Annotated in this window: 15 protein-coding genes; 13 read left to right on the plus strand and 2 right to left on the minus strand. The window is 31.6% G+C overall.

Annotated elements, in window-relative coordinates:
* Positions 1-5: 5 nt before the first annotated feature.
* Genes PEPCATONIAE_RS00460 through PEPCATONIAE_RS00480 form a run of 5 tightly spaced genes read left to right on the plus strand, consistent with a single transcriptional unit; the run spans position 6 to position 5,274 of the window.
* Positions 6-1,673 carry a DAK2 domain-containing protein gene (locus PEPCATONIAE_RS00460; RefSeq protein WP_138158804.1) on the plus strand — a complete coding sequence of 556 codons (1,668 nt, stop codon included), beginning with the start codon at positions 6-8 and terminating at the stop codon, positions 1,671-1,673.
* A gap of 42 nt (positions 1,674-1,715) precedes the next feature.
* On the plus strand, positions 1,716-3,758 hold the full coding sequence (gene recG, locus PEPCATONIAE_RS00465; protein ID WP_138158805.1) for an ATP-dependent DNA helicase RecG: 2,043 nt from the start codon (positions 1,716-1,718) through the stop codon (positions 3,756-3,758).
* A 50-nt stretch (positions 3,759-3,808) separates the two neighbouring features.
* Positions 3,809-4,354 (plus strand): 16S rRNA (guanine(966)-N(2))-methyltransferase RsmD, encoded by a 546-nt coding sequence (rsmD, locus tag PEPCATONIAE_RS00470; protein ID WP_138158806.1) that lies wholly within the window; start codon positions 3,809-3,811, stop codon positions 4,352-4,354.
* A complete protein-coding gene (coaD, locus tag PEPCATONIAE_RS00475) occupies positions 4,351-4,830 on the plus strand; it encodes a pantetheine-phosphate adenylyltransferase (protein WP_138158807.1) in 480 nt (159 codons plus the stop codon). Before rsmD ends, coaD begins: the two co-directional genes overlap by 4 nt.
* Positions 4,831-4,833: 3 nt before the next feature.
* Positions 4,834-5,274 (plus strand): ATP synthase subunit B family protein, encoded by a 441-nt coding sequence (locus PEPCATONIAE_RS00480; RefSeq protein ID WP_138158808.1) that lies wholly within the window; start codon positions 4,834-4,836, stop codon positions 5,272-5,274.
* Positions 5,275-5,277: 3 nt separating this feature from the next.
* Here the strand turns inward: PEPCATONIAE_RS00480 and PEPCATONIAE_RS00485 are convergent, their stop codons facing one another.
* Positions 5,278-6,459: a tRNA(Met) cytidine acetate ligase gene (locus tag PEPCATONIAE_RS00485; protein ID WP_138158809.1), complete on the minus strand. Its 1,182-nt coding sequence runs from the start codon at positions 6,457-6,459 to the stop codon at positions 5,278-5,280.
* Positions 6,460-6,532: 73 nt separating this feature from the next.
* Here PEPCATONIAE_RS00485 and PEPCATONIAE_RS00490 point away from each other — a divergent pair, with 73 nt between their 5' ends.
* The 8 genes from PEPCATONIAE_RS00490 (at position 6,533) to PEPCATONIAE_RS00525 (ending at position 12,098) form a co-directional block, all read left to right on the plus strand.
* Complete coding sequence (locus tag PEPCATONIAE_RS00490) at positions 6,533-7,735, plus strand: acetate/propionate family kinase (RefSeq protein WP_138158810.1); 1,203 nt, start codon at positions 6,533-6,535, stop codon at positions 7,733-7,735.
* A 72-nt stretch (positions 7,736-7,807) separates the two neighbouring features.
* The gene (locus PEPCATONIAE_RS00495; RefSeq protein WP_138158811.1) at positions 7,808-8,332 is read left to right on the plus strand and encodes a YceD family protein; all 525 of its coding nucleotides are present in this window, start codon (positions 7,808-7,810) and stop codon (positions 8,330-8,332) included.
* Between the two features lie 2 nt (positions 8,333-8,334).
* A complete protein-coding gene (gene rpmF / locus PEPCATONIAE_RS00500) occupies positions 8,335-8,514 on the plus strand; it encodes a 50S ribosomal protein L32 (protein WP_138158812.1) in 180 nt (59 codons plus the stop codon).
* A 128-nt stretch (positions 8,515-8,642) separates the two neighbouring features.
* Entirely contained in the window at positions 8,643-9,368 is a 726-nt protein-coding gene (locus PEPCATONIAE_RS00505; RefSeq protein ID WP_138158813.1) for a YebC/PmpR family DNA-binding transcriptional regulator, read from the plus strand.
* A gap of 5 nt (positions 9,369-9,373) precedes the next feature.
* A complete protein-coding gene (locus tag PEPCATONIAE_RS00510; protein ID WP_138158814.1) occupies positions 9,374-9,955 on the plus strand; it encodes a flavodoxin family protein in 582 nt (193 codons plus the stop codon).
* Between the two features lie 13 nt (positions 9,956-9,968).
* Complete coding sequence (deoC, locus tag PEPCATONIAE_RS00515; protein WP_138158815.1) at positions 9,969-10,622, plus strand: deoxyribose-phosphate aldolase; 654 nt, start codon at positions 9,969-9,971, stop codon at positions 10,620-10,622.
* On the plus strand, positions 10,612-11,352 hold the full coding sequence (gene lgt / locus PEPCATONIAE_RS00520; protein WP_138158816.1) for a prolipoprotein diacylglyceryl transferase: 741 nt from the start codon (positions 10,612-10,614) through the stop codon (positions 11,350-11,352). The genes deoC and lgt overlap by 11 nt, the downstream gene beginning before the upstream one ends.
* A complete protein-coding gene (locus PEPCATONIAE_RS00525) occupies positions 11,349-12,098 on the plus strand; it encodes a metallophosphoesterase (protein WP_138158817.1) in 750 nt (249 codons plus the stop codon). The genes lgt and PEPCATONIAE_RS00525 overlap by 4 nt, the downstream gene beginning before the upstream one ends.
* Here the strand turns inward: PEPCATONIAE_RS00525 and PEPCATONIAE_RS00530 are convergent.
* A complete protein-coding gene (locus tag PEPCATONIAE_RS00530) occupies positions 12,095-13,327 on the minus strand; it encodes an aminopeptidase (RefSeq protein ID WP_138158818.1) in 1,233 nt (410 codons plus the stop codon). The two genes, PEPCATONIAE_RS00525 and PEPCATONIAE_RS00530, sit on opposite strands and share 4 nt — an antisense overlap.
* Positions 13,328-13,425: the final 98 nt, after the last annotated feature.

A 13,425-nucleotide genomic window follows, 5' to 3' on the forward strand; every position in this document is an offset into this window, starting at 1 on the left:
TAGATTTGAAAATAAAGAATGTAGATGGTAATTTGCTTGCCGAGGCTTTTTCAGGCGGAGTTAATTATTTGATTCTAAATAAAGAAGAAGTCAATGCCCTTAATGTTTTTCCTGTTCCGGATGGGGATACAGGAACTAATATGTCCTTGACGGCAAAATCTTCTTTAAAGCAAATTAATAATCTTGATAATAAGGATTCAGTTTCGGAGGTTGCCAAAGCCGCTGCAAGAGGATCTTTAATGGGCGCTAGAGGAAATTCAGGTGTTATTTTATCACAGTTTTTGCGAGGATTTTCAGAAGGCTTGGAAGATAAACAATCCGCAACTATAGATGACTTGGCCCATGCTTTTAAAAGTGCATCAGACACCACCTATAAAGCTGTAATGAAGCCTACAGAAGGAACCATACTTACAGTTGGAAGAGAAGTGGCAGACTTTGCAGTTAGAAAGAGCAGAACCTATAAAGATATTACAGAGTTTTTTGAGGATTTGGTTAAAGAAGCAAACCTATCTCTTAGTAAGACACCTGAAAAGCTTCAAGTTTTAAAAGAAGCAGGAGTTGTGGATGCTGGAGGAAAGGGTCTTACACTTATATTTGAAGGGATTTTAAAAACTCTAAAGGGAGAAAAGACAACTGTCATAGAAGATGATGATGTGCTTAAGACAAAGGCTCAAAAAGAAGTTTTTACAGGCACAGGGGATGAAAATATAAAATTCGGATACTGTACTGAATTTATTATAAGCACCGACTATGAAGATGTTGAAAGCTTTAAATCAAGACTATCACCTCTTGGAGATTGCCTTTTAGTAGTTGGAGCAGGTGGAACCGGACTTATAAAGGTCCATATTCATACTAATAATCCTGGAGAAGTTTTGGAAAAGGCACTGAAAATTGGCGCTTTACAAGATATAAAAATTGATAACATGAGATTTCAACATAAGGAAGTTCTTTTCAAGAAAGAGGAAGTTGATAGAGTATCAAAAGAAGAAGGCGAAACAGCTTCTGAGGATATTCAAAGGGAAAATTCCTTTATTGTTGTTTCTATTGGTGATGGAATAAATAAAGTATTTAAGTCTTTAGGTGCCGACTATATTGTAGAAGGCGGACAGACTATGAACCCAAGTACTGAGGATTTTATAAATGCTATAGATGAAGTAAAAGGGAAAAAAGTCTTTATTATTCCAAATAACAGCAACATAATCCTAGCCGCTAATCAAGCTAGAGATTTAACTGATAGAGAAGTTTATGTAGTTCCGACAAAATCAATACCACAAGGAGTAACGGCCCTTCTATCATTTAGTGAAGATCTTGAGGGTAAAGAAAACCTTGAAAATATGACAGAGGCTATGGAAGAAGTAGTATCAGCCCAGGTAACTTATGCCGTAAGAAATACTAATATGAATGGAAAAGACATCAAAGAAGGAGATATTATAGGTTTAAGCGGAAAAGAAATAATTTCTTCAGGCGATGATGTAAATGATGTTACAAAAAATCTTATATCTAAGTTGGTAAGGGAAGATACATCTATGATTACTATTTATTGGGGATTTGATTTATCTGAAGATAAGGCTCAAAAATTATGTAGTGATCTTAGAGAAGAATATGGAGACCTGGATATAGACTTAATAAAAGGTGATCAGCCCCTTTACTACTATTTAATATCTTTGGAGTAAAAAGTCTATATAATATAGACTTTTTATTTTAATGGTGATTATATGAATATTAATGATTCCGTTATAACATTAAAGGGATTGGGTCCTAAAAAAGAGAAAAGCTTTAATGAGCTTGGAATATATACCTTAGGGGATCTTTTAACCTTCTATCCAAGAACATACTTAGATAAAACAAATTTAAAATCCATATCTCAAGCTATACCTGGAGAAAAAGAAAGCTTCCTTGTAGTATTTAAAACACTTCTTGAAGATAGAAGGATAAAAAGGAATTTACATCTTACTTCCTTTGCAGTAACTGATGGTGATTCTATTGCGAGGGTAAGTTTTTTTAATAACAGATTTATAAAATCCATGATAGATCTTGAAGAAAAATATGTGCTTACAGGTAAGGTTTCTGTTTTTAATCGCCAAATTCAAATTACATCTCCGGATTTTATAAAATATGAGGATTACCTTAAACAACCCCAAATATATCCCATATATCCCTTAAGCAAAAAAGTTAGAAACATAGACCTAACAAGGGCAATTAATCAAGTTTTAGATAAGAATCTTTTTGAAGAAAATTTGCCGGAATATTTAATAAAAAAATATGGACTTATGGATAAAAATAAAGCCATCTATAATCTCCACAGACCTAAGGATAAAAAAACTTATATTAGTGCCAGACAAAGGTTAGTTTTTGAAGAACTTTTTTTATTCCAGTTAAATCTTTTAATGATAAAAAAGAAAAATCAAGATCAAAGGGCTAAGGTATTTACTATAGATGAAAGAATTTATAAATTTATTGAAGGTTTAAAATTTGAACTTACTGAAGGGCAAAAAAATGTAGTTGAAGAAATTTTTAATGACCTAAAATCTTCAAAAAGAATGAATAGACTTATACAGGGGGATGTTGGGTCAGGTAAAACCATAGTAGCTATTATAGCTATGTATTTAGCCTATTTAAATGGTTATCAATCTTCTATTATGGTTCCTACTGAAATACTTGCCAAACAGCATTTAAAGTCATTTAGAGACCTTCTAGAGCCTTTAGGTGTAAGGGTTGAGCTTTTAGTGGGTTCAACAAGTCAAAAAAATAGGAATAGAATTTTAGCTGGCCTTGAGACGGGAGAAATAGATATCTTAATAGGAACCCATGCTCTCATAAATGAAAATGTGAGGTTTAGAAATTTAGCACTAAATGTTACTGACGAACAGCATAGATTTGGAGTTAAGCAAAGGGAAGCTTTTGTCGGAAAAGATTTATATGCTCACACATTGGTTATGACAGCTACTCCAATACCAAGGACATTAACCCTTGTCCTTTATAGCGATTTGGACATTTCAGTAATTAATACATTGCCTCCAAACAGAAAAAAAATAAAAACAATTGCAATTAATAAAACCATGCTTAACAGGGCTTTAAACTTTATTAAGTCTGAGGTGAAAAAAGGTAGGCAAGCCTATATAATAGCACCTCTTATTGAAGAAAGCGAAAAACTTGAATTAGATTCAGCCATGGAAATTTATGAATCCTTAAAGTCTGATTATTTTGAAGATTTAAATCTTGCTCTTTTACATGGAAAAATGGAAAATCAGGAAAAAGATTTAATTATGAAAGATTTTAAGGAACATAAGATAGATATAATAATCTCAACTACTGTAATAGAAGTGGGAATAAATGTAGCAAATGCCACAGTAATACTTGTATATAATGCAGAAAGATTCGGTTTGGCACAACTTCATCAATTGCGAGGTAGGGTGGGAAGATCGTCCTATGAATCTTACTGTATACTATATAACAGTTCAACAACAGATATTTCTTGGAAGAGAATGAAGGTTTTAGAAAATTCCAATGATGGATTTTTTATTGCCAATAAAGACTTAGATTTAAGAGGTAGTGGAGATATTTTTGGAACTAGGCAATCAGGCTTTATGAATTTTAAATTAGCTGACCTTGTAAGGGATGTAGATATATTAAAGTATACAAACTTAGAAGCAATGAAGCTTTTAGAAGAGGATCCGAAGCTTGAATTGCTTGGAAACAGTAGTCTAAAAGAATCTATGAATCAATTTTTCACAGCTGACCTTAGAACCCTTAATTAAATATTGTTATATTTATAGCGCTATGGTAGAATTAAGTAATTGGAGGACTTATGAGAGTTATTGCCGGTAAAAACAAAGGAACGAAATTATTTTCTCCCAAAAATTTAAATGTCAGACCCACAGAAGATAGAGTAAGAGAAAATGTTTTTAATTTAATAAGCCATAATCTTTACGGCACAAGAGCCTTAGATTTATTCTCCGGGAGTGGGGCCATAGGAATTGAATTTTTATCAAGGGGAAGTAAAGAGGTTTATTTTTTAGAAAAGAGTCCTCAGGCTTTAGATATTATTAGGAAAAATTTAGATAAAACAAATTTGAACGATAAAGCTTCAGTAGTTGCCTCAGATAGTATAAGATTTATTCAGGAATTTCATGGAGAGAGTTTTGATTATATATACATTGATCCTCCATATAAGGATTCAAAATTATATTTTGAAAGCATTAAAAACATAAAAAAATATAATTTGGCAAATAAAGATTCAGTTATTATAACAGAGGAAGATGTAAAATACATTCGGGATTATAGCGACTATTTAAATCTTATAAAAGAGAAAAAATATGGTAATACCTGTATTAGGATATGGAGTTTAATATGAAAGCAATTTATGCGGGCAGCTTTGATCCCGTGACAAATGGTCACTTAGACATTATAATGAGAGCGAAAAATATTTTTGGCGAGTTAATAGTGTCTGTACTTAATAATACAAATAAAAAAAGTTTATTTACAGTAGAGGAGAGGATGCGGCTGCTTAATGAGGTTTTAAAAGATGTAGACGGAGTGTATGTAGATTCTTTTGAAGGCTTGTTAGTTGATTATGCCAAAAAGAAAAATTGTCGCACAATTGTAAGAGGTCTTAGGTCTGCTTCAGACTACATAAATGAGTATACTTTAGCCATGGCTAATATGCACTATAAGGATGGAGTTGAAACTGTATTTTTACTTTCATCAAATAATAATTTATTTGTCAGCTCAACCTTAGCTAAAGAGGTGGCACAGTTTGGCGGAGATTTGTCTTTGTTTGTACCCGATGTAGTGGGCAAAGCTATGAAAGAAAAATTAATTAGGAGGTAACTTATGAATTTATTGGAATTAGTTGAAGAACTTGAGGATTTAATTGAAACATCAAGTCAAATCCCACTTACGGGAAAGGTAATGTTGGACAGAGATGAGCTACTTGAGTTGGTAAATGAAATGAAGAATGAAATACCTACAGAAGTAAGAGAGGCTCAAAGAATAAGCACAGATAGAGATACGATTATTCAAAGTGCCCAAACAGAAGCTGATAATATAATTGCGGGAGCTAGATCTCACGCTGAAGAAATTATATCTAAAGACGAACTTGTTTTACAAGCAAATCAAAGAGCTGATGAAATATTAAAGTCTGCAAATGAAGAGTCCACAAAGATTAGAGAAGGGGCAAGAGACTATGCCGATGAACTTCTTGAAAATACACAAGTTAATTTATCAGACATTATAAAATTACTAAATGAAAATAGACAAGAACTTAGGGGATAAACCCTAAGTTCTTTTTATTTTGCTACTTACCAGGTAATCTTCTCCTGCAGGTTTATTTAAAATATTGTTGTATAAATCTGTAGCAAAGCTTTCTTTTAGAGCAATTTTTTTAACAATAGAATCATCATCAAGGGACTTTATTTTTACAAACTTATCAATATAAGTTATCTTTTTTTCTTTTAAAACTTTAAGAATGGAGAAGCCATTTTCGCTTGCTCCTAAAATTCTTATGTAAGGAGCACTTAGTGAGCTTAAAATAAAATCTTTTTTTAAATCCAAGACTATTTGTATAATAAGTCTTGTTATTCGTGAATAGGTATACCTTTTAGACGATACTTTTTTTATAAATTCGTAGATATCCTTTGAGTCCATAAATTCTAAAAATCTTTTTTCAATTCCTTTTTCATAATCAATGTAGTCAGTATAATTAATATCCTCTTTTAAAATTATATACTTAAAGATTTTAAAGAAATCATTTAGATAAACTTTAGGTTGTGATATAAGCTCATTGTAGGAGTTTTGAGGAACCAGATCTTTTATTATTAAAAAATTATTTTTTTCAATCTCTTTTCTTATAAAACTTGATGATGAAAAGTTATTAATTGCTCTTGTTGATTTATGAGAAGCATATTTTCTTTTAATGTGTATAGGCTTAATCTGTGACTTGTAAAAATCAAGAGCCCTTAAATATTCAAGGCCTAAAATATTGTTAGGCTTTTTAATAATACTTTTATATTCAAAAGTTAAAAAATCATAGGATAATTCTCTTGCAACAGGATAGGAGTAGCCCATAAATAAATATTTTCTAATATTTATATCAGATACGGATTTATTAGCATCAATTAAAGTCTTAATATTAACTAGATCTTTAATATTATCTTCAAGCCCGAAACAAAGGTAATCAATACAGTCCATAGAGTTTAAAATTCCTATCGCCCCTTTTGCAAATATTTCAGCATTAGATGTTGAAAAAACACAAGGCAGTTCAATTACAAGATCAGCTCCATTTTCCAAGGCTATAAGAGCTCTTGTAAACTTATCTATAATTGCAGGTGTGCCTCTTTGAGTAAAGGACGAACTCATTATAACAATGACATTTGATTCATTATTTTTAATTTTTTCAATTTGATATTTATGACCCTTGTGAAAAGGATTATATTCTGCCACAATGGCTGTATTTTTCATAAAACACCTCTGTGTAAGATAATTATATGATATAATAAAATAGTTACGAAATAAAGTAATATGGGAGGTAAACATGAATATTTTAGTTATTAACTGCGGATCTTCATCTTTAAAGTATCAGTTAATTAATATGAAAGATGAAAGTATTTTAGCTAAGGGACTTGTAGAGAGAATAGGAATTGAAGGATCAGTTGTAAAGCACAAAACTCCACAAAAAGGAGAACACATTATAAAAGAGCCGCTTAAAGATCACAAAGCAGCTTTAAAAATAGTTATGAGTTCGTTAGTTGATAAGGAATATGGAGCGATTTCATCTCTTGATGAAATTGATGCTGTAGGACATAGGGTAGTACACGGTGGAGAGGATTTTGCACAAAGCGTTCCTATAGATGAAAAGGTAATGGAAGCTATTGATAGGAATATAGATCTTGCGCCTTTACACAATCCTCCTAATATTATGGGTATTGAAGCTTGCAAAAACTTGCTTCCAAAAGCAAAACAAGTTGCTGTTTTTGACACAGCATTTCATCAAACAATGCCTTCTGTTAATTATATATACGCTTTACCATATGAAGAATATGAAAAGCATAAAATAAGAAGATACGGATTCCACGGGACATCTCATAAGTATGTTACAGAAAGAGCAGCGAGTATTCTTGGCAAGAATGTAGACGAGGTTAATTTAATTACTTGCCATTTAGGAAATGGATCAAGTATTACAGCTGTTAAAGGTGGAAAATCAATTGACACCTCTATGGGACTTACACCTCTTGAAGGGCTTCCTATGGGTACAAGAACAGGTAATATAGATCCTGCAATAATTAAATTTTTAATGGATAAGGAAAACTTATCTATAGATGAAGTTAATGAAATAATAAATAAGAAATCCGGAGTTCTAGGAATTTCAGGAGTAAGCTCAGATTTCAGAGACATTGAAAATGCAGCAGAAAAAGGCAATGAGAGAGCGAAACTTGCACTTGATATATTTGAAAGTTCAGTAGCAAAATTTGTGGCTTCTTATTTGACAGAGTTTGATAATATCAGCGACATTGACGGAATAGTATTTACTGCCGGTCTTGGAGAAAATGCAAAGACAACTAGGGCAAATGTAGCAAAAAAATTATCAGTATTTGGAATTAAAATAGATGAAAATGCTAATGATGTAAGGGGGAAAGAAAGGATTATATCATCTGAAGATTCAACAATACCCTTACTTACTATTCCAACAAATGAAGAACTTATGATAGCAAAAGACACAATGAGACTTGCAAAATAATCTAGTGACTTGTTGACAAAGATATTTTACCAGGGTATAATATAGTGTGCTAATTTTAGGTGATGATCAATTATGAGAGTAGATTTAAAGAATTTTATAAACAGTGATGACGTCACTATGGAATTTGCCGGCGAGTTGGATAGGTATCACAGTGATTATGATACTGAAGACTTAAATTTAATATTACCTATAAAATATAAAGGAACGGTATATGATATAGGGGATGAATTACTTCTTGATTTATCAATAGTTTATAAGTATAAAACTCAATGTGACAGATGTTTAAAACCAATTGTTAAAGAGGAAGAGTCTGAACTAGAAGCATATTTTTTAAAGACTAAACAATTTGATTTAGCTGATGAAGCTGATGTTCAATACTTTGAATTAGAAAATCAGGAAATACTTCTTGATGATATTATAATATCTCAAATAATTACAGATAGGCCATTAAAGAACCTGTGTAATGAGAATTGTTTAGGTTTGTGTCCAAAGTGTGGAAAGGATTTAAATGAAGGTCCCTGCGAATGTGAATCTGAAGCAGATATTGACCCGAGATTTGAAAGTTTATTAGATTTGTTTAACGATGAGGAGGTGTAATAATGGCAGTACCTAAGGGAAAAACTTCAAAACAAAGAAGAAATAAAAGAAGAGCATCTTCTTATAGATTAAATAAAGCTACTGTTGTGGAATGTTCAAATTGCCATGAACCTAAATTACCGCATAGAGTATGTCCGAGCTGTGGACACTATGACGGAAAAGAAGTAATAACAGTTGACTAATAAAGAGAACTTCCTATTTAATTAATAGGGAGTTTTTTTATGTAGAATTTTGCCTAATATGGCAGTGATGAAATTTAATTCGGATTATGTTAAAATACAGTATAAATAAAATTTGAAAGGGGAAACTTATGTCAGGACATTCTAAATGGAACAATATTAAAAATAAAAAGGGAAAAGAAGATGCCAAAAAGGGTAAAATTTTTACAAAACTTGGCAGAAATATAATAGTAGCAGTTAGAGAAGGTGGACCTGACCCCAACTATAACCCATCATTAAAGGTAGCTATTGATAAGGCTAAGTCTGAAAATATGCCTAATGACAATATAGAAAGGGCTATTAAAAAAGGTAGTGGAGAAGGTTCAGAGGACAATTACGAACAAGTTATATATGAAGGTTATGGACCCAGTGGAATAGCAATTATGGTGGATTGCTTAACAGACAATAGAAATAGAACTGCACCTGATGTCAGACATATATTTGATAAAAATGGAGGCAATTTAGGTCAACCCGGTTGTGTTTCTTTCATGTTTTCTAAAAAAGGTCAACTTGTTATTGAAAAAACAGATTCCGTTGATGGAGAAGATCTTATGATGAATGCTATTGAAAGTGGTGCCGAAGATATATTGGAAGAAGATGAAGTCTTTGAAGTCTTGACTGCGCCTGAAGACTACCAAAAGGTTAGAAAAGCCCTTGAAGATTTAGGTTATGATTTTATGCATTCAGACATTACTTATATTCCTCAAAACTACACAGATCTTACAGATGAAGAAGACGTTAAAAAATTGGAAAAGTTAATTGATTCATTAGAAGATAACGACGATGTTCAAGATGTTTATACAAACTGGGGAGAATAGTAATTTTGAAAATACTTACAATAATGGGCTCAGAGAGAAAAAATAAAAATACTGCAAAGCTTCTTAACTTTTTTAATAAGAGATTTATTAAAGCTGAAGATGAAGTATATGAGTATATATTAAAAGATCTTAAATTTTCAGCCTGTATATCCTGCTATGGTTGTGCAAAGAAGCCTGCTTGTATAATAAATGATGATCTTCAAGATCTTTACAAATTGATTGAAGAAGTTGATGCTATAGTATTTTCAACACCTATATACTTTAATTCTGTACCTGCTATTTCTAAAAGTTTTATAGATAGAATGCAAGTTTATTGGTGCAGAAAATTTATATTAAAACTTCCTCCTATAAAAGAAAAAATAGGAATAGCACTAATAAATGGAGGTGCTCCTTACTATGAAGAACAATTTATAGGGCCGGAACTTGTATTTGATCATTTCTTTAAGTCTACAACTTGTAAAAGGAGAATATTTTTAGAACTTAGCAATACTGATTCAATTAAAATAGATGAAGACAATAAAGAGCTTGTTAGTTTTTTAAATAATATTGATTACTCCTTTAAAGAAAATAAAACTTACAAATTATAGGAGATATTAGAAGATGATTAATGAAATTATTGATCACGCTCTTTTAAAAGCAGATTCTTGCAAAGAAGATATAGAAAGGATTTGTCTGGAGGCAAAGAAATATAAATTTAAGACGGTTTGCGTCAATCCTATATGGGTGAGTTATGCATCAAATCTTCTTAAAAATACAGATATAGGCGTATGCACGGTTATAGGATTTCCATTAGGGGCTTCAACTACAGAGGTTAAGAAGTATGAGGCGGATAATGCGGTTAAAAATGGTGCTGATGAAATAGATATGGTTATTAATATAGGCTATCTTAAATCAAAAGACTATAAGGCTGTAGAAAAAGATATTAAAGCTGTGGTATTTGCTGCCAAGGGAAGACCTGTAAAGGTTATTTTAGAAACCTGTCTTTTAAATTCGGACGAAATTGTAAAAGCTTGTGAGCTTTCTAAAAATGCCGGGGCAAGCTTTGTAAAAACATCTACTGGATTTTCTATTGCCGGAGCAAAGGTTGAAGATGTTAAGTTAATGAGAGAGGTCTTAGGCGATAGCCTTGGAATAAAAGCATCAGGAGGGATAAGAGATTTGAAGACAGCTAGGGAAATGATAAAAAATGGAGCCACCAGACTTGGCCTAAGTGCTAGTGTATCCATAATTAAGGAATATGAAAATGAATTTTAATCCTGTGGCATTTAGAATTTTTAATATTGATGTAATGTGGTATGGCATTCTTATAGGGCTAGGCGTTTTAGTAGGCATTTTTCTTGCGGATAGACTTGCAAATAAAGAAGGCTATTACAATGGTATGATAACTGATCTTGCAACATTTTTGATTATTTTTGGAGTTATTGGTGCAAGGCTTTATTATGTTGTTTTCAGTTGGGATTACTATTCTAAAAATCTCATCGAAATATTTGCTATAAGAAATGGCGGCCTCGCAATATACGGGGGAGTTTTTGCAGGAATAATTGTGACCTATATCTTTTCAAAAAATAAAAATATCCCATTTTTTAAACTGGCGGATATTTTGGTTCCATCTTTAGCGTTTGGACAGGGAATAGGAAGATGGGGTAATTTTATTAATGGAGAGGCCCATGGAGGTCCTACTAGTTTGCCTTGGGCTATTAATGTTGATGGAGTTATGGTCCATCCAACATTTTTATATGAATCTATTTTGGATTTTGCAACATTTTTATTTCTTTACTTTTATTTATATAAAAATAAAAAATTTGAAGGTCATGTTTTTAGCTTTTATATGATCTTATATGGGCTAGGCAGGTTTTTTATAGAAGGTTTACGCACGGATTCTCTTTATATAGGGCCTTTTAGAGTATCTCAACTTGTAAGTCTTGTTTTTGTTTTTGTAGGAGTAATCTTATTAATTAAAAACAAAGAGAATTTAAAAAAATGACCCTTGTAATCGTAATTTTTCTTTTAGGATATTTATGCTTTCAGCTTGCAATTTTTAAGGTTGAAGGATTAAATATAAGAAATAAGAAGGTAAACTCAGAGATTAAAATAGTACAAATATCTGATTTTCATAATAATTTTTTTGTAAATTTAAAAGGCTTAAAAAGAAAAATTAATAAATTTAATCCAGATTTAGTATTTTTTACTGGAGACATGATTTCAAGAAATACAAAAAATTTTAAAAGATTGGATAAGTTTGTAAAAATTTTTTCTAAATATAGATGTTTTTTTGTAACGGGGAATCACGAACTTGAAAATCCACATATTGATTATTTGGAGGTATTTAACAAATACGGAGTTGAGATTTTAAGAAATACTTCTAGTAAAATAAAAATAAAAAATCAAGACCTTTTTATCTATGGTCTTGATTTTGGAAGTAATTCTATCCCTTTAGGAGATAAAAAATCATACAATATACTTTTATGCCACAATCCCGATACTTTTCTTTATTCTAAAATTAAATCCTATGATTTAGTTCTTAGCGGTCATAAGCACGGAGGTCAGGTAAGATTGCCTTATTTCGGTCAAATAATAGACCATGGTCCAAGGTTATTTCCTAAATTTTCCAAGGGTTTATATAGCTATAATAATGCAGATTTCTATATAAGTTCCGGTCTAGGGCAAAGTGTTTATTTTAGAATAAATTGTAGAATTTCATATACGGAAATTTTATTAGGCGGTAATTAAAATGCAAAGTTACCGTCTTTAAATATGTCTATTTTTTCTCCATTGTCCTTAACGCCTATAACATTTGTCGTTTTATCTCCTATCATAAAGTCCACATGAATTAAAGAGTCATTTGCACCCTCTTTCTTTAGACTTTCTACATCCATATCTTCTCCACCTTTTAGACAGGTTGGGTAAGCTTTGCCTAAAGCTATGTGGCATGAGGCATTTTCATCATAGAGAGTGTTATAAAAGAGGATGCCCGTATTTGATATTGGAGAGTCGTAGGGTACAAAAGCTATTTCTCCTAGGCTTTTTGAACCTTCATCAGTTTCAAGCAAATTTTTGAGTACTTCATAGCCAATAGTAGCATCAAAATCAACAACTTGTCCATCTTTAAACCTTAGATAAAAGTCATCAATTAAAGCTCCATTGTAGTTAAGAGGTTTAGTATTATACACAATTCCATCTATACGGTCCTTATGGGGTAATGAAAAGACCTCTTCAGTTGGAATATTTGCTATAAATTCGTTGCCGTGACTGTCATATTCACTTGCCCCTTCAAAAATATAATTTTTAGGCATACCTACTTTTAGATTAGTGCCATTATCGGATTTGATAATAAAGTAATCAAATTGATGCTGGTTCAGAAACTTACTGTGCCTTTTAAGAGTATAAGTGTGTTTTTCCCAGGCAGCCACAGGATCTTCAAGATCTGCACGACTTGTATAAAATATAAGCTCCCACAATTTTAAAGTTGCTTCTTTTTCATCAAGGTCCGGAAAAACTGTCTTTGCCCAGCTTGGAACAGCAGCACCAGCTACGCACCAAGAGTTTTCGCTATTCATCATTCTGTTGTTAAAATCTTTTAAAGCTTTTGAAAAAGCAATAGTTGATGCTTTTATTTTATCTGCCGGTATATCTTTAAGTAAATTTGGATCTTCTCCCGTTAGGGATAAAAATTTGGCAGATTTATCCATATAAAAATTTTGTTCCATTATAAAATGTTCTGGGACTTCGCTAACTGTGTCAAGACTTGCATATTTGTATCTTATTTTAGAAAAAACCTCATCTCTATAATTAACTTTTACATCTCTGGCTCCTGACATAAAGGCGGTTTCTGTAAGAAGATTTATAAATTCTCTATTCTCCGCTTGACCTCTTATTACAAGAAAATCTCCTTCTTTTATATTTAAACATTTTTCTATAATGAGTTTTGCATATTTTTTTAAATTATCATTGAAAGTCATGTAATCACCTCTATAGTAATTATATCACAGAGTAATTACAGTATTAATATAATAAAATTTTGTAATCTATATATAAAAAATAAGAACTTATAATTACT

Origin of the sequence: Peptoniphilus catoniae (genome assembly GCF_901447155.2) — a bacterium.
In the GTDB taxonomy this organism is placed as follows: domain Bacteria; phylum Bacillota; class Clostridia; order Tissierellales; family Peptoniphilaceae; genus Peptoniphilus_E; species Peptoniphilus_E catoniae.

Excerpts from the sequence above, each read along its gene's own strand:
- PEPCATONIAE_RS00495 (WP_138158811.1), top strand. The coding sequence starts at position 7,808 with ATGAGAGTAGATTTAAAGAATTTTATAAACAGTGATGACGTCACTATG.
- PEPCATONIAE_RS00485 (WP_138158809.1), bottom strand. The coding sequence starts at position 6,459 with ATGAAAAATACAGCCATTGTGGCAGAATATAATCCTTTTCACAAGGGT.
- lgt (WP_138158816.1), top strand. The coding sequence starts at position 10,612 with ATGAATTTTAATCCTGTGGCATTTAGAATTTTTAATATTGATGTAATG.
- rpmF (WP_138158812.1), top strand. The coding sequence starts at position 8,335 with ATGGCAGTACCTAAGGGAAAAACTTCAAAACAAAGAAGAAATAAAAGA.
- PEPCATONIAE_RS00525 (WP_138158817.1), top strand. The coding sequence starts at position 11,349 with ATGACCCTTGTAATCGTAATTTTTCTTTTAGGATATTTATGCTTTCAG.
- PEPCATONIAE_RS00490 (WP_138158810.1), top strand. The coding sequence starts at position 6,533 with ATGAATATTTTAGTTATTAACTGCGGATCTTCATCTTTAAAGTATCAG.
- PEPCATONIAE_RS00480 (WP_138158808.1), top strand. The coding sequence starts at position 4,834 with ATGAATTTATTGGAATTAGTTGAAGAACTTGAGGATTTAATTGAAACA.
- recG (WP_138158805.1), top strand. The coding sequence starts at position 1,716 with ATGAATATTAATGATTCCGTTATAACATTAAAGGGATTGGGTCCTAAA.
- deoC (WP_138158815.1), top strand. The coding sequence starts at position 9,969 with ATGATTAATGAAATTATTGATCACGCTCTTTTAAAAGCAGATTCTTGC.
- rsmD (WP_138158806.1), top strand. The coding sequence starts at position 3,809 with ATGAGAGTTATTGCCGGTAAAAACAAAGGAACGAAATTATTTTCTCCC.
- coaD (WP_138158807.1), top strand. The coding sequence starts at position 4,351 with ATGAAAGCAATTTATGCGGGCAGCTTTGATCCCGTGACAAATGGTCAC.
- PEPCATONIAE_RS00505 (WP_138158813.1), top strand. The coding sequence starts at position 8,643 with ATGTCAGGACATTCTAAATGGAACAATATTAAAAATAAAAAGGGAAAA.
- PEPCATONIAE_RS00530 (WP_138158818.1), bottom strand. The coding sequence starts at position 13,327 with ATGACTTTCAATGATAATTTAAAAAAATATGCAAAACTCATTATAGAA.